General features: G+C 67.0%; 14 protein-coding genes. 7 read left to right on the top strand and 7 right to left on the bottom strand.

The features are described 5' to 3' along the window. From OH705_RS08080 to OH705_RS08065, 4 genes are read right to left on the bottom strand one after another with little or no spacing between them, the layout of a single operon-like run. Window positions 1–1,449, bottom strand: coding sequence for a GspE/PulE family protein (locus OH705_RS08080; RefSeq protein WP_038706715.1), 1,449 nt, complete (start codon window positions 1,447–1,449; stop codon window positions 1–3). Continuing rightward, window positions 1,449–3,398, bottom strand: coding sequence for a type II secretion system secretin GspD (gspD, locus tag OH705_RS08075; protein WP_267301761.1), 1,950 nt, complete (start codon window positions 3,396–3,398; stop codon window positions 1,449–1,451). The genes OH705_RS08080 and gspD overlap by 1 nt, the downstream gene beginning before the upstream one ends. 3 nt (window positions 3,399–3,401) lie before the next feature. Then, on the bottom strand, window positions 3,402–3,821 hold the full coding sequence (locus OH705_RS08070; protein WP_038706716.1) for a pilus assembly protein PilZ: 420 nt from the start codon (window positions 3,819–3,821) through the stop codon (window positions 3,402–3,404). Beyond that, window positions 3,818–5,464, bottom strand: a complete 1,647-nt coding sequence (locus OH705_RS08065) for a lipoprotein UxpA (protein ID WP_267301758.1) — start codon at window positions 5,462–5,464, stop codon at window positions 3,818–3,820. The genes OH705_RS08070 and OH705_RS08065 overlap by 4 nt, the downstream gene beginning before the upstream one ends. 206 nt (window positions 5,465–5,670) lie before the next feature. Between OH705_RS08065 and OH705_RS08060 the strand changes: the two genes are divergently transcribed. Beyond that, window positions 5,671–7,716: a PhoX family protein gene (locus tag OH705_RS08060; RefSeq protein WP_094011668.1), complete on the top strand. Its 2,046-nt coding sequence runs from the start codon at window positions 5,671–5,673 to the stop codon at window positions 7,714–7,716. A gap of 73 nt (window positions 7,717–7,789) precedes the next feature. On the opposite strand, the gene gspK is transcribed toward OH705_RS08060, so the two are convergent. Further along, entirely contained in the window at window positions 7,790–8,755 is a 966-nt protein-coding gene (gspK, locus tag OH705_RS08055) for a type II secretion system minor pseudopilin GspK (RefSeq protein ID WP_267301756.1), read from the bottom strand. A gap of 136 nt (window positions 8,756–8,891) precedes the next feature. Here gspK and tatA point away from each other — a divergent pair, with 136 nt between their 5' ends. Genes tatA through tatC form a run of 3 tightly spaced genes read left to right on the top strand, consistent with a single transcriptional unit; the run spans window position 8,892 to window position 10,131 of the window. After that, the gene (gene tatA, locus OH705_RS08050) at window positions 8,892–9,110 is read left to right on the top strand and encodes a twin-arginine translocase TatA/TatE family subunit (protein ID WP_267301754.1); all 219 of its coding nucleotides are present in this window, start codon (window positions 8,892–8,894) and stop codon (window positions 9,108–9,110) included. Then, window positions 9,110–9,397, top strand: a complete 288-nt coding sequence (gene tatB, locus OH705_RS08045; protein WP_023632013.1) for a Sec-independent protein translocase protein TatB — start codon at window positions 9,110–9,112, stop codon at window positions 9,395–9,397. Before tatA ends, tatB begins: the two co-directional genes overlap by 1 nt. Next, window positions 9,397–10,131, top strand: coding sequence for a twin-arginine translocase subunit TatC (gene tatC / locus OH705_RS08040; RefSeq protein ID WP_267301751.1), 735 nt, complete (start codon window positions 9,397–9,399; stop codon window positions 10,129–10,131). The genes tatB and tatC overlap by 1 nt, the downstream gene beginning before the upstream one ends. A gap of 98 nt (window positions 10,132–10,229) precedes the next feature. On the opposite strand, the gene OH705_RS08035 is transcribed toward tatC, so the two are convergent. Together OH705_RS08035 and OH705_RS08030 are read right to left on the bottom strand one after the other, a co-directional pair. Then, a complete protein-coding gene (locus OH705_RS08035; RefSeq protein WP_050704173.1) occupies window positions 10,230–10,469 on the bottom strand; it encodes a DUF3077 domain-containing protein in 240 nt (79 codons plus the stop codon). Next, window positions 10,466–10,705 carry a hypothetical protein gene (locus OH705_RS08030; protein ID WP_094011672.1) on the bottom strand — a complete coding sequence of 80 codons (240 nt, stop codon included), beginning with the start codon at window positions 10,703–10,705 and terminating at the stop codon, window positions 10,466–10,468. The genes OH705_RS08035 and OH705_RS08030 overlap by 4 nt, the downstream gene beginning before the upstream one ends. Before the next feature lie 461 nt (window positions 10,706–11,166). On the opposite strand from OH705_RS08030, the gene OH705_RS08025 reads away from it, so the two are divergent. From OH705_RS08025 to OH705_RS08015, 3 genes are read left to right on the top strand one after another with little or no spacing between them, the layout of a single operon-like run. Then, on the top strand, window positions 11,167–11,898 hold the full coding sequence (locus OH705_RS08025; protein ID WP_038706720.1) for a GntR family transcriptional regulator: 732 nt from the start codon (window positions 11,167–11,169) through the stop codon (window positions 11,896–11,898). Window positions 11,899–11,909: 11 nt separating this feature from the next. Next, complete coding sequence (nagA, locus tag OH705_RS08020; protein ID WP_104444960.1) at window positions 11,910–12,998, top strand: N-acetylglucosamine-6-phosphate deacetylase; 1,089 nt, start codon at window positions 11,910–11,912, stop codon at window positions 12,996–12,998. Then, on the top strand, window positions 12,995–14,017 hold the full coding sequence (locus OH705_RS08015; protein ID WP_267301749.1) for an SIS domain-containing protein: 1,023 nt from the start codon (window positions 12,995–12,997) through the stop codon (window positions 14,015–14,017). Before nagA ends, OH705_RS08015 begins: the two co-directional genes overlap by 4 nt. Window positions 14,018–14,021 lie beyond the last annotated feature (4 nt).

Below are 14,021 nucleotides of genomic sequence, written 5' to 3'. Positions count from 1 at the left end.
TCAGCCCTGCACCACGCGCAACACTTCGGCCAGGCTGGTCTCGCCACGGGCCAGGCAATCGCGGGCCTCAGCCACCAGGCTCTGCCGGCGGCCATCCAGGTAGGCCTGCATGGCCAGTTCGCTCTCGCCGTCGTAGAGCAAGGCAACCAGCCCGGCATCCAGCTCGATGAACTCGTACAGCCCCAGCCGGCCGACATAGCCGCTGCCCTGACAGTGCTCGCAGCCGACCGGGTGAAAGCTTTCACGCAGGCTGCCCAGCTCAGGCCACAGTTCACGCTCGGCGCTTTGCAGCGGCTGCGCCACCGCGCAGGTGCACAGGCGCCGCACCAGGCGCTGGGCCAGCACCCCGCGCAGGCACGAGGCAATCAGGAACGGTTCGATGCCCATGTCGCGCAGGCGGGTCACCGCGCCCACGGCACTGTTGGTGTGCAGGGTCGACAGCACCAGGTGCCCGGTGAGGCTGGCCTGCACGGCGATCTGCGCGGTCTCCTGGTCGCGGATCTCGCCCAGCATGATCACGTCCGGGTCCTGGCGCAGGATGGCGCGCAAGCCACTGGCGAAGGTCAGCCCGGCACGCGGGTTGATGGCGGTCTGGCCGATGCCGGCGATGGCGTATTCCACCGGGTCCTCGACGGTGAGGATATTGCGGCTGCCGTCATTCAGGCTGTTGAGGCTGGCGTACAGCGTGGTGGTCTTGCCCGAACCGGTGGGGCCGGTGGACAGCACGATGCCATTGGGCCGCGCCAGGCAACCGCGCAAGCCACGCAGCACTGCGGCAGGCATGCCCAGGTTGTCCAGCGCCAGCAGGCTGGCCTGCTTGTCGAGCACGCGCATCACCACCCGCTCGCCATGGATGCCGGGCAAGGTCGAGACCCGCACATCCACCTCGCGCCCGGCGGCGCGCAGGGTAATGCGGCCATCCTGGGGCTGGCGCTTCTCGGCGATATCGAGCCGCGCCATGACCTTGATCCGTGACACCAACATCGCCGACAACGCCCGTGGCGGGCGCAGCACCTCGCGCAGGTGGCCGTCGATGCGCAGGCGCACCACCAGGCTCTGCTCGAAGGTCTCGATATGGATGTCAGAGGCGCGCAGGCGCAGGGCCTGGCCGAACAGGCCGTTGATCAGGCGGATCACCGGGGCTTCGTCGTCGCTCTCCAGCAGGTCCTCGATGCGCGGCATCTCGCTCATCAGGCTGTCCAGGTCGACCTGCTCGCCGATGCCTTCGATCAAGGCCTGGTTCGCCGCCTCGCCGGCCTGGTAGAGCTGGCCGAGGCGCTCGTCGAAGCTCGCGCTGTCGAGCTGCTCGACGCCCACCGGCTGGCCATGCACGCGCAGCAGTTCCTGCAACTGGTCACTCTCGGCGTCGCCGCGCAGCCACAGCTGCCAGCCGTTCTCAGCCGGTGCCATGGCGACCCCGCTCTGCCGTGCCAAGCGATAGGGCAGCATCACCAGTCACCGCCTTCAAGGCGTGCCCGGCTGGAGGGGAACACCTGCAGCAACGGCAGGCCTTCAGCCAGGGCAGGCAGCTTGAGCGCAGTGTTCTGCTGCAGGCTCCGGTACTTCTGCTGGCTGATACCGGCCAGACTCTCGCCGTCACGCAGGATGCGCGGGCGGATGAACACCATCAGGTTCTGCTTGGTGTTCTTGCTGGCGTCGGAACGGAACAGCCGGCCCAGGTAGGGAATATCGCCGAGCAGCGGCACGCGCTGGTTGCTGGTGGCCAGCTCGTCGCTGATCAGCCCGCCGAGGATCACCAGGCCGTTGTCCTCGACCATGACCTTGGTCTTGATCTCGCGCTTGTTGGTGATCACGTCACTGGCGGCGCTGGAGTCGGCGATCGACGACACCTCCTGGACGATGTCCAGGCGCACGCTGTCGTCGATGCTGATCTGCGGCTTGATGCGCAGCTTCACCCCGACTTCCTTGCGCTCGATGGTCTGGTAGGGGTTGGCGTTGTTCTGGGTGACGGAGCCGGTGACGAACGGCACCTCCTGGCCCACCAGGATCGACGCCTCGGCATTGTCCAGGGTCAGCAAGGTCGGTGTGGACAGCAGGTTGAAACCGCTCTTGCCCTTCAGCGCGTTGACCAGCATGGCGAAGTTGAAGCCACCACCGATATGGCCGATGCCGGCGGTGGCGCCAGTGGTAGCCGACAGCAGCTTGCCGAGTTTCTCGTTGTCGCCACTGCTGGCGGCCCCGGCGATGCTGGCGATGTTCACCCCGTTGCCGCCAAAGTTGACGATGCCGGCGCCGAACTTCTCATCTGCGAACAGCCACTGCACGCCCAGTTCCTGGGCGCTGCTGTCGGAAACCTCGGCGATGATCGCCTCGACCACCACCTGCGCCCGGCGAATGTCCAACTGCTCGACGATGCTGCGGTAGGCGGCCAGCTCGCTGTCGGGGCCAACCATCACCACGGCGTTGGTGCCTTCCTCGTACTCCAGGCGAATGCCCGAGTCGCTGGCCGCCGGCACGGGCACATCCTTGCCCTCGCCTTCCGCCGCCGGCACCGTGCCAGCCTGGCTCAGGCCGCGCAGCACCTTGACCACCTCGGCGGCATTGGCGTGGCGCAGATAGATGACCTCGGTGTTGCTGCTGCGCAGGCTGTCGCTGGGCCGGTCGAGCTGCACCAGCAGCGCCCGCACCCGCTCCCGGCTGTCGGCGCTGCCGCGCACCAGCAGCGCATTGCTGCGCGGGTCGGCAACCACCTGGGCGCTGTCGGCGCCCTGCTCGCGGGCCAGCAGGCGGGTCACCAGGCCAGCGGTGTCGGCGGCGCTGGCATGCTTGAGCGGCATCACCTGCAACGGCTCGTCGCTGACCTGGTCGAGCTGGCGCAGCAGGCTGTCGATGCGCTCCAGGTTACTGCGCCAGTCGGTGACCACCAGCAGGTTGGCCGCCGGATACGGGGTGATCACCCCGACCCGTGGGTCGATCAGCGGCTTGAGAATGCCGAGCATCTGCTCGCTGGCGGCGTTGCGCACATTGAACACGCGGGTGGCCACGCCGTCGCTGCCTTCGGCCTTCTTGCCCGCGGTTTCCACCGGCACCGGCTCCAGGCGCGCGGCCTGGTCGGGCACGATCTTCACGCTGCCGTTGGGCAGGTCTACGGCGGCGAAGCCCTGGGCGCGCAGCTGGGCAAGGAAGATGTCGTAGATGGCGTCGGCGTCGTGGCGATCGACCGTGCGCACAGTGACCTTGCCCTGCACCCGGGGGTCGACGATGAAGGTGGTGCCGGTGATACGCGACACGCTGTCGATGAACTCGCCGAGCTCGGTATCGACGAAGTTCACCTCGTACAGCGGCGTGCCGTCGTCGGCGAAGACTTCCGCCTCTTCGGCCCGGGCCAGGGACATGCCGAGCATCAGCAGCCCGGCCAGACAGTACCTTGCGATCATCATTCATCCTTGGCGCTTGAAGCCGGTCACGGCGGGGCGTGGTGGCCAGGGCAGGCGCTCGCGCCGCCCGTTGTTGTCGAAGATCAGGCCATCGGCGTCGATGTCCTGCAGCACGATGCCCGGGGCCAGGCGCTGGCCACGGCCGAGGGTGCGCACCTGTTGGCCATGGCGCAGTACCACCACGCTGGCCGACAGCGGCTGGGCCTTGAGCCCGCCCAGGTAGGCCAGGGGCAGGCGGGTCAGCGGAATACGGCCGTCGTCCACCGGCGCTTGCCAATGCTCGGCCAGCAAGCCCGGCAACGGCGCCAGCGCCGACACCGGCGCACTGGCAGGTTGCGGCTGGCGGCTGAGCAGCAGCACGCACTGCGCCGCCAGCCAACCGGCGAGAGTCAGCAACGCGAAGCTGAAAACACGCGAGATCACGCGGCCACCTGGTGCGGGTGCCAGCCAGGGTGGCCCTGCACGTAGCGCACGGCCGGCAGTTGCAAGGGTGCCAGGGCCCAGCCCGGCGCCTGGCGGGTCAGCCAGGCTTCGAGGGTCTGCCACAAGGGGGCGCCGGCCTGGGCATCGAAGTGCAGGCCAAAGGTGCGGCACAGGCCCTCGACGGGTTGCAGGCCGATGATGCGCTTGCCGTTGGGGCTGTAGCTGACCTGCCAGTCCTGGCTTTGCCAGCGCGGCAGGTCCTGGCTGTTGTCCAGCAGCAACGGGTCGCCGAACAGTTGCTCGGCGGCGTTTTCCAGCACCTGCTCGACCTGGCGCGCCGGGGCCTCCACCACCGGAGCGGGATAGCCGCCAGTCAGGCTGATCAGATGCTCGCGGGTGATCGCTTCACCGGCTTGCAGAGGGTAGTCATAACGCAGACCGGGCAGCAGCACCGGCATGCTCGAATCGTCGGCCAAGGCCTGGTGCAGCAGGCGATCCCAACTGCCGCCACGGGTATCGCGGCGCCACAATGTTTCTGGGGCACGGGCCAGCGGCTGGTCGAGCCAGGCGGCATGGCCGCTACGCTGGCGTTGCAACTCGCCGCGCAACTGGTTGGCGCGGGCCAGGGCCTGGGGGGCGAGGCTGTGCTCGAAGGCCGGGAAGAACCGCGCCTCGAACTGCCATTGGCCGCCTGCCTGGCGGCAGCGCAGGCGAAACGCGCCACTGGCCCGGCAACCGGCGAACAGCACCGGTACCCGGCGGCCGCTGGCCTGGGTGGCCTGCACCGGCGCCGGCCACAGGTCCTGGCCACGGGCGCACAACAGCACATCCACCTCGGGTATGCGCTCGGCCAACCACAAGCCCGGGCCGGTGCCGACATCTGCCAGCGCCACCACCAAGTCCGCCTCGCGCCGGGCTTGCTGGAAGCTCGGTTGCAAGGCTTGGTACCACTGTTTAAGGGAGGCTTTCTGATCCTGTGCATAAGGATCGGTGACGCCGACCACGGCAATGCGCACACCACCACGCTGGAACACCTGCAGCCCCTTGACGCCCAGGGTCTTGGCCTGGGCATCGGCCAGGCCGGCACCCAGGGTAATAGAGGAGGACTGGCGGTAGAGTCCGGCACTGCGCTGTGGCCACAGCACGCGTTCATCGCTGCTGACCCGCACCTCGCTGCCCAGCAGTTGGCTGCCCTGGACACCGCTTTCGCCCTGGGTGAGGTAGGCCAGGCCACTGCCGTTCCAGCATTGGCCGTTCTCCAGGGTCAGGCATTGTTCGCTGCCGGCCTCGCGCCGCAGCTGTTCGAGCAGCGCGGCCAATACTGCATAGCCTCCAGTCTGGGCCTGGCCGGCAAGGCCGGCATCGAGCAACGGCGCCAGCTCAAGCTGCCCGGCACTCGCATTCGGCCCGCTCATCCACGGGGCACGCCCCAGGTGGCTGACCGGGCCGAGGCGCGTGGCCGGTACCACGGCCTGGCCCGGCTGGCGGGCGTCGAGGGTATCGGCGACATACAGCAGGTCCAGCGCGCGGTCGCCAGCGCCACCGGGCATGGGCAGGGCCGAGCAGGCGCCGAGCAACGGTGCCAGGGCACCGACACCCATCCAGCTGATCACTTCGCGCCTGCTCGCCATCGACTCCGCCATCCCTGTTCACGTAGGGCTCCGGATATTGCGGCGCTTGCGTGACAGTTTGATGGCAGAAAACCGACTTTAATTCCAAAACAGCGCAGGTTAACGCTTTAGTAATAGCGGTGAGTTTTAAAGGCTGTTTAACAAATCTGACAAACAATCATCATACTTGCCCTCTACATTCGCGGTTTCCTTCAACTCAGCCAAAAAAGGACACCCTGATGAGTCGAGATACCGGCGATAACCTGGACCGCAACCAGAGCGGCAACCTGCCGATGGCCAGTGTCATGGACACCTACCTGAGCCGTCGCTCCGTGGTGCGCGGCAGCCTCGGCGCGGCCATCGCCATGATCGCCGGTGCCGGCCTGACCGGTTGCTTCGACAGCGGTGGCGGCTCGGATCACGACGATCCAGCGCCGCAGCCGGAGAAACCCAAACTCAAGCTGGGCTTCAACTCCATCGCCGGCTCGCGCACCGACGCCTGCGTGGTCGCCGCCGGCTACAGCGCCTACGTGCTGGCCCCTTGGGGCACGCCGTTGAACGCCACCGCCAACCCATGGAAGGCCGACGGCAGCAACACCTCCACCGACCAGGCCAACGCCATGGGCATGCACCATGACGGCATGCACTTCTTCCCCATCAACGGCAGCTCCAGTGATGGCCTGCTGGCGATCAACTTCGAATACATCGACACCGCCGCCCTGCACCCGGCCGGCCCCACCACCGTCGCCGGCAAACGTCCGGTCGAGGAGGTGCGCAAGGAGATCAACGCCCATGGCGCCGGCGTGGTGCGCATCAGCAAGGTCGCCGGGCGCTGGCAGGTGGTCGACAACGACCCGCTCAATCGCCGCTTCACCACCGTCTCGCTGATGGATATCGCAGGCCCCATGCGTGGCACCGACCACGTCAAGACCAAGTTTTCACCCACCGGCACCCAGTGCCGCGGCACCAACAACAACTGCGGCAACGGCTACACCCCGTGGGGCACCTACCTGACCTGCGAGGAGAACTGGCCCGGCATCTTCGTCAACAAGGGTGTGCGCCCGGCCGACCAGGTGCGGATCGGCGTCTCTTCGAGCAGTGGCCAGTACAAGTGGGAAACAGCGGCTGGTGATGCCAGCGAAGTGGCCGGCGAATTCGCCCGCTTCAACATCACCCCCAGCGGCGCCAGCGCCACCGATGACTTCCGCAACGAAGCCAGCACCTACGGCTACATCGTCGAGATCGACCCGTACACCAACAACACCCTGGCGGTGAAGCGCACCGCCCTGGGCCGCTTCCGCCATGAAGGCTGCTGCCCAGGCCTGCCGGTGGCCGGCAAGCCGCTGGTCTGGTACACCGGCGACGACTCCAACAACGAGTACCTGTACAAGTTCGTCTCCGACGCCCTGTGGGACCCGGCCGACGCCAACCCAGCCGACCGTTTGGCCACCGGCGCCAAGTACATGGACAAGGGCAAGCTGTATGTCGCCCGCTTTGATGCCAACGGCACCGGCGCGTGGCTGCTGCTCGACGTGGCCACCCCGACCACCGCCGGCAGCACCCTGGGCGCGCAGTTCGGCGACCTGCCGGGCATCATCCTCAACACCCGTGGCGCTGCCGACGCCGTGGGCGCCACGCCCATGGACCGCCCTGAGTGGACCGCCGTCAACCCGCTCAACGGCGACGTCTACCTGACCCTCACCAACAACAGCGCGCGCACCGCGGCCAAGGTCGACGCGGCCAACCCACGCGGGCCGAACCGCCACGGCCACATCATCCGCTGGCATGACAGCGACGACCACAAGACCTTCACCTGGGACATCTTCGTGTTCGGCGCCAACGCCGCCGGTGCGCCGGACATCAACCGCTCGGGCCTGACCGAACTGAACCAGTTCGCCAGCCCCGACGGCATGAGCTTCGATAGCCGCGGCGTGCTGTGGTTCGAGACCGACAACGGCGAAGCCACCCTGACCAGCTACACCAACGACCAGGTGCTGGCAGTGATCCCCACCGACCTGGTGGACGCCAACGGCAAGCAGGTCCCGGTCAACGCCACCAACCAGGTGGACCTGCGCCGCTTCTTCGTCGGGCCGAATGGCTGCGAGGTGACGGGGATCGCCTTCACCCCGGACAACAAGACCATGTTCGTCAACATCCAGCACCCGGACAACTGGCCGAGCACCGACAAGGCCACCGACGTCACGCCGGCCGGCACCCCGGTGCGGCCACGGGCTTCGACGGTGGTGATCCAGCGTAACGATGGCGGAGAGATCGGCACCGTCTGATCGATCAGCTTTCACCTCAATCGCGGGACAAGTCGCATCGGCGCACCGATGCGACTTGTCCCGCGATTTTGTTCTACCAGGCCACCGCCTCCCTGCCCCTGACCCGCACCTGCTGCGCCGGCACCCGCGCATGCCACTGCACCACGCCCAGCGCCTCGATCTGGAACTGGCTGCGTAGCGTGCGCCCCTCTTCCTCGAACGACAGTTGCAGGACGAAATGGCCGCTGTTGAGCAGCAACCCTTCGCTTAGCCGGGCGAAGGTCTCGTCATCCACCGCCCCCAGCGCCTGGCGCAACGCCGCGGCATCGACATACCCGGCCGCCGGGCGGCCACTGATCACGCGGCTGAGCATGGAACGGGAGAACCGCCCTTCGTACATCGCCTCCAGCAACGGCAGGTGCTCCAACCCAAGGGCATTGGCATTGAGCCGCCAGCCGCTGGTCGACGGCAGCGCGCAGAGCATTCGATAGCGGCCTTGCCGAGCACTGTCCGGCTCCAGCAGCAGGTTCAGTTCACTGGTGTCGAGCATGGGCTGGTTGGCCGCCAGCCGCGGTGGTTGCTGGCGCAGGTACTGGGCGCTCTCGGCGCCCTGCAGGCGAGCATCGCTGTCGGCGTCCAGCCAGTCGGCCAAGGCATCGACCAGCCGTTCGGCAGCCATGTCATCGCCCAACAGCTGGCGCAACTGGCGCTCGGCCCGTGGGCCATCCTCGCCCAGCAGGGCGTTGACGTTGAAGCAGCTGTGCTGGTCGATCACCCGCAACTGCGCCTTGCCGGCACCAAAGTCGTAGGTCAGCGGCTGCCCGCGCAGGGCCTGCCAGAACAGCGGACTGGCGCGCCAGGCCGGATCACGCAAGGCCTGGGAGGCGTAGGCCAGTCCCGCCTGCTCCATGGCCCGTACCTGCACCCGCTGGTGCAACAGGCGCACCGCGTCCACCTGGCGCCGGCCATCCTCCACCAGCCAGGCCAGCCCCGCCGCCAGCATCGCCAGCACCACCAGCACCATCAACAGTGCTGCGCCCCGTTGTCGCCTGCGCCCCATCCCTGTCTTCCCGTGGCTGCTGAAAAGCGCCAGTCAACACGCCGGTTGTTGCAGGCAGATGGCAGTCATGTGCCCGTCATCTGCGCAGGGCAGGATTGGCCTTCCTTTTTCTTTGACCTGACAGGAGTGGTCTTACATGGGTGGCATCGGAATCTGGCAATTGGTGATCGTGCTGTTGATCGTCTTCCTGCTGTTCGGCACCAAGCGTCTCAAGGGTCTGGGCGGTGATGTGGGCGAGGCGATCCAAGGCTTTCGCAAGTCCATGGGTGGCGCTGCCGACAACACTGTCGAGCAACAGCCGCAAGTGCTGAACAATCAGCCGGTGCAGCAGACACAAACGGATCGTCAGGCCTGATGTTCGAGATCGGCTTCACCGAACTGCTGTTGGTGGGCATCGTCGCGCTGCTGGTGCTCGGCCCCGAGCGCCTGCCGGTGGCGGCGCGGACCCTGGGCCGTGGGCTGGGCCAGGCCCGTCGGTCACTGAATGCGTTGAAGGCGCAGGTGGAACGGGAGATCGACATGCCCGCCCTGGATGCCGCGCCGTTGCAGCGCCTGGAGCAGGAGCTGCGCCAAGGCATCCAGCTCGACGCGACGCCGGCCAATGACCCGACACCCGTCGCCCATGCCAAGGAGAGCGCTTGATGTCCCTCGCTCTCGACCAGGCGGCGCGCATGCCTCTGACCGATCATCTGCGCGACCTGCGCAAGCGCCTGGTGCGCTGCCTGCTGGTGATCGCATTGGTGTTCTGCGGGCTGTTCCCCTTTGCCCAGACGCTGTACACGCACATCTCCGAACCGCTGCGCCGCTACCTGCCCGAAGGCGCCAGCATGATCGCCACCAGCGTCACCTCGCCGTTTCTTGCGCCGTTCAAGCTGACGGCGATGTGCGCGCTGTTCGTCGCCATGCCGCTGCTGTTGCACCAGGCCTGGGGCTTCATCGCCCCGGGGCTGTACCGCCGCGAACGGCGTATCGCCCTGCCCCTGCTGGTGTCGAGCATCGTGCTGTTCTATGGCGGCATGGCGTTCGCGTTCTTCCTGGTGTTCCCGATGATGTTCGGTTTCTTCGCCAGCGTGACCCCGGACGGGGTGGCGATGATGACCGACATCGGCCTGTACCTGGACTTCATCCTGGCGCTGTTTTTGGCATTCGGCCTGGCCTTCGAGATCCCGGTGGCGACCTTCATCGTGGTCTGGGCGGGGCTGACCGACGTGGCCATGCTGCGGCGCAGCCGGCCTTATGTGATCGTCGGCTGCTTCGTGGTGGGGATGATCCTGACGCCGCCGGATGTGTTTTCCCAGACCATGCTGGCGGTGCCGATGTGGGTGTTGTTCGAGGTGGGGTTGCTGGCGTGTGGGTTGGTGCGCCGGGCGGAGTAAAGCTGTACCGGCCTTATCGCGGGGCAAGCCCACCACGCCAATCGCACATTTGCACACTCTGCGGGGGAGCGGGCTTGCCCCGCGATAGGGCCATCAGCTCAACCAGAACGGTTCAACCCCACCTCCATGTCATCGATCAGCGCCTTGGCCATGGCGCTGAGGATCCGCGCCGAGCTGCCGGCCAGCAGGTCACCCTCCATTTCCGCCTCGCAAGTCAGGTGGCGGATGCAGCCGAGCAGCACCGACAACTCGCTGAAAGCGTCCTCGAAGGAAACACCCGGTTCGACCTTGAACAGGTCCAGGCAGACCGTGCGACCTGCAGTATGTCCGCGAGTCATGGTCGCAGCTCCGGTTTGTGTTCGAGCAGGGCGCAGGCCAGTTGGCCGAGGTAGTCGCTGGCTGTGAACAGACGGTCCTGAACTTCACCGGGTTCGGTCTGGAAGTAGATATCGAGCACATCGGAGATGGCAGTGGCTACCTCGACGGCGGCGGCCATCGCCTCCTCGCGGGCGAGTGTGGGACGGATACTGATGAAGGGTGCGAGACGGGGTGGGTCAGGTACGCGTTTTTTCATTGGGAAGTTCCTTCGTGATTAACAGGAACCGCCACTTGATCGTTCTCACATGATTGGGTGGCAGCCGTACACGGAGTGAGAACCCGGTCACGAAGAAAACCGGTCAGGCAGAACCTGCCCGCGCACGGCTGCCATAGCAGAGCGGCGTTCTTCGTGATGCGGGTTCTCACACCCTGTCACCACAATGTGGCGACCCGGTGAAGTTATCCCTGGGGTCTTTCCCCGACAACGCGCCAGCTTCCGGCAAGCACGTAGGATAGTTCCCAAGCTTTTCCGGTTGAAGCATTTGGTTTCAAGTTCGGAAATGTCCGACAGGAGATTTGGGGGACGGGGCGTTCATCGATAGGCGCCAAATCTCTATCGATATTCATCCCCATCGACACACTAATACAGACCAGTGGTATTGACCTGGTATTAAAGTGGTATTAATTTTCATCCCACAACAATACCGGACACCGCCCATGCGTCCTCTAACCGCTTTGCGCCCCGACGACACCAGTGCCACCCCGCTCTACCTGCAGCTGGCGCGCAACCTTGAGCAGGCCATCCACGCCGGCCAGTGGACCGCCGACCAGGCCCTGCCCTCGGAGCGCACCCTCAGCGAAACCCTGGACATCTCCCGGGTCACCGCGCGCAAGGCCCTGGAAGTCCTGCTCGAACAAGGCCTGATCCAGCGCATCCAGGGCTCCGGTACCTTCATCACGCCACGCCTCGAACAACCCCTGTCGCGCCTGTCGAGCTTCAGCGAAATGCTGCGCATGAAAGGCTTCGTGCCCAGTTCGCAGTGGCTGGAGCGCAGCATCGGCACGCCGAGCAGCGACGAACTGATCCGCCTCGGCCTGTCGCCCACTGACCAGGTCGCCCACCTCAAGCGCCTGCGCAAGGCCGACGACATCGTCATGGCGGTGGAGGTCAGCACCCTGCCCGCCCGCCTGCTCGGCGACCCGCAGGCCATCGGCGATTCGCTGTACCAGCACCTCGACCAACTCGGCCGCCCGGTGGTCCGCGCCCTGCAGCATATCCGCGCGATCAACGCCAGCGACGAACTGGCCGCCCAGGTGGGCATCGCACCCGGCACCGCCATGCTGCTGATGACCCGGATCGGCTACCTCGACGACAACACCGCCATCGAACTGACCGACACCTACTGCCGCAACGACTACTACGACTTCGTCGCCGAACTGCGACGCTGACCGGAGCCCCCATGGACATCGCCAACATCCTCACCCCCGACGGCTGGGTGCGCGGACAACTGCACCTCGAAAACGGCCGCATCCGGGCCATCGAGGGTACGCCGTGCGACCCGCAGACCAACGACCTGCCGTATCTGCTGCCCGGGTTCATCGACCTGCACGTGCACGGTGGTGGGGGCAGCGACATCATGCAGGGCGGCGACGCCTTCGCCACCATCGCCCGCACCCATCGGCGCTTCGGCACCACTTCGCTGCTGGCCACCACCATGACCGCGCCCCGCGAGGAGCTGACCCGCGTGCTCGCCGAACTGGGCGAGCACCTCAAGCAGCCGCGCCAGGGCGCGCGCATTCTCGGCGTTCATCTGGAAGGCCCATATATCAACCCCGGCAAGCTCGGCGCACAGCCGAACTTCGCCCACCAGGCGCTGCTCGACGAGGTCGAGGAATACCTGGCCCTGGCACCGATCAAGGTCATCACCATCGCCCCGGAAATCGCCGGGCACCTGCCGCTGATCCAGGCCTTGAGCCAGCGCGGCATCCGCCTGCAGATCGGCCACACCCTGGGCAGCTACGAGGAAGGCGTGGCGGCCCTGGAGGCCGGCGCCAGCAGCTTCACCCACCTGTACAACGCCATGAGCCCGCTGCACCACCGCGAGCCGGGCATCGTTGGCGCGGCCCTGGCCCACGCCCGCTACGCCGAGCTGATCCCCGACCTGCTGCACGTGCACCCCGGGGCGATCAAGGTGGCCCTGCGCGCGATCCCGTGCCTGTACTGCGTCACCGACTCCACCGCCGCCGCCGGCATGCCCGACGGCGAATACCGCCTGGGCAGCCACACCGTGACCAAGTGCCTGGGCGGCGTGCGCCTGCCCGACGGCACCCTGGCCGGCAGCACCCTGACCATGGACCAGGCCCTGCGCAACCTGGTGAAGATCGGCCTGCCCCTGGCCGAGGCCTCCGCGCGCCTGTCCCGCTACCCCGCCGATTACCTCGGCATCGCCGACCGTGGCCGCCTGCAACCGGGCGCCTGGGCCGACACGGTGCTGCTCGATCGCCAACTGAACCTGACCGCCGTGATGGTCGAAGGAGAAACCGCATGAGCTCAAGGATGCTCGAAGAAGCTCGTAGCTGCGCCGATGTCGTCGAACGACAGAACCAGGTACTGGACCCGCGCCTGGAAACCCTGAGCGAACAACTGCGCCGGCTCGACCCGCAAGTGGCGCTGACCGTGGCCCGGGGCAGTTCGGACCACGCCGCCAGTTACTTCGCCTATGTCGCCATGCAGCAGCTCGGCCTGCCAGTGGCCTCGCTGCCGATGTCGGTGGTGACCTTGCAGCAGGCGCCGCTGCGGGTACGCGGCCAGGTGGCGCTGGGCTTCTCGCAGTCGGGCCAGAGCCCGGACCTGGTCGACAGCCTGCGTCGCCTGAACCAGTGCGGCGCGACCACGGTGTCGCTGGTCAATGCCGAGGGCTCGCCGCTGGAGCAGGCCTGCCAGCATCACCTGCCGCTGGGCGCCGGGCCAGAGCTGTCGGTGGCGGCAACCAAGAGCTTCGTCGCCACCCTGAGCGCCAGCGCCCGCCTGGTCGCCCATTGGGGCCAGGACTGCGCCCTGCTGGCAGCCGGCCTTGCCCTGCCCGCGCAATTGCGCGAGGCCGCCGCCCAGGATTGGAGCCCGGCCCTCGATACCTTGCGCGATGCCGAACGGCTGATGGTGATCGGTCGTGGCGCCGGCTTTGCCATCGCCCAGGAAGCGGCCCTCAAGCTCAAGGAAACCTCGGTGATCCAGGCCGAGGCTTTCAGCAGCGCCGAGGTGCGCCACGGCCCCATGGCGCTGATCGACGCCCAGTACCCGCTGCTGGTGTTCGCCCCGCGCGGCGTCGAGCAGGCCGGCCTGCTGCAACTGGCCGCCGACATGCGCCAGCGCGGCGCCCATGTGCTGCTGGCCGCGCCCGCCAATATCGCCGGGCGCGACCTCACCCTGAGCTGCGCCGAACACCCGGCCCTGGACCCGCTGCTGGCGATCCAGAGCTTCTACGTCATGGCCGCGGCCCTGGCCGAGGCCCGTGGCCTCGACCCCGACCAGCCGCGCCACCTGAGCAAAGTGACCTGCACGCAGTGAAGCC

Source organism: Pseudomonas sp. BJa3 (genome assembly GCF_026343815.1).
Taxonomy (GTDB): Bacteria; Pseudomonadota; Gammaproteobacteria; order Pseudomonadales; family Pseudomonadaceae; genus Aquipseudomonas; species Aquipseudomonas soli.
This window is presented reverse-complemented; position numbering and strand designations above follow the sequence as displayed.

Excerpts from the sequence above, each read along its gene's own strand:
- gspD (WP_267301761.1), bottom strand. The coding sequence starts at position 3,398 with ATGATCGCAAGGTACTGTCTGGCCGGGCTGCTGATGCTCGGCATGTCC.
- OH705_RS08015 (WP_267301749.1), top strand. The coding sequence starts at position 12,995 with ATGAGCTCAAGGATGCTCGAAGAAGCTCGTAGCTGCGCCGATGTCGTC.
- OH705_RS08030 (WP_094011672.1), bottom strand. The coding sequence starts at position 10,705 with ATGAAAAAACGCGTACCTGACCCACCCCGTCTCGCACCCTTCATCAGT.
- OH705_RS08025 (WP_038706720.1), top strand. The coding sequence starts at position 11,167 with ATGCGTCCTCTAACCGCTTTGCGCCCCGACGACACCAGTGCCACCCCG.
- OH705_RS08065 (WP_267301758.1), bottom strand. The coding sequence starts at position 5,464 with ATGGCGGAGTCGATGGCGAGCAGGCGCGAAGTGATCAGCTGGATGGGT.
- OH705_RS08060 (WP_094011668.1), top strand. The coding sequence starts at position 5,671 with ATGAGTCGAGATACCGGCGATAACCTGGACCGCAACCAGAGCGGCAAC.
- nagA (WP_104444960.1), top strand. The coding sequence starts at position 11,910 with ATGGACATCGCCAACATCCTCACCCCCGACGGCTGGGTGCGCGGACAA.
- OH705_RS08080 (WP_038706715.1), bottom strand. The coding sequence starts at position 1,449 with ATGCTGCCCTATCGCTTGGCACGGCAGAGCGGGGTCGCCATGGCACCG.
- OH705_RS08035 (WP_050704173.1), bottom strand. The coding sequence starts at position 10,469 with ATGACTCGCGGACATACTGCAGGTCGCACGGTCTGCCTGGACCTGTTC.
- tatC (WP_267301751.1), top strand. The coding sequence starts at position 9,397 with ATGTCCCTCGCTCTCGACCAGGCGGCGCGCATGCCTCTGACCGATCAT.
- tatB (WP_023632013.1), top strand. The coding sequence starts at position 9,110 with ATGTTCGAGATCGGCTTCACCGAACTGCTGTTGGTGGGCATCGTCGCG.
- tatA (WP_267301754.1), top strand. The coding sequence starts at position 8,892 with ATGGGTGGCATCGGAATCTGGCAATTGGTGATCGTGCTGTTGATCGTC.
- gspK (WP_267301756.1), bottom strand. The coding sequence starts at position 8,755 with ATGGGGCGCAGGCGACAACGGGGCGCAGCACTGTTGATGGTGCTGGTG.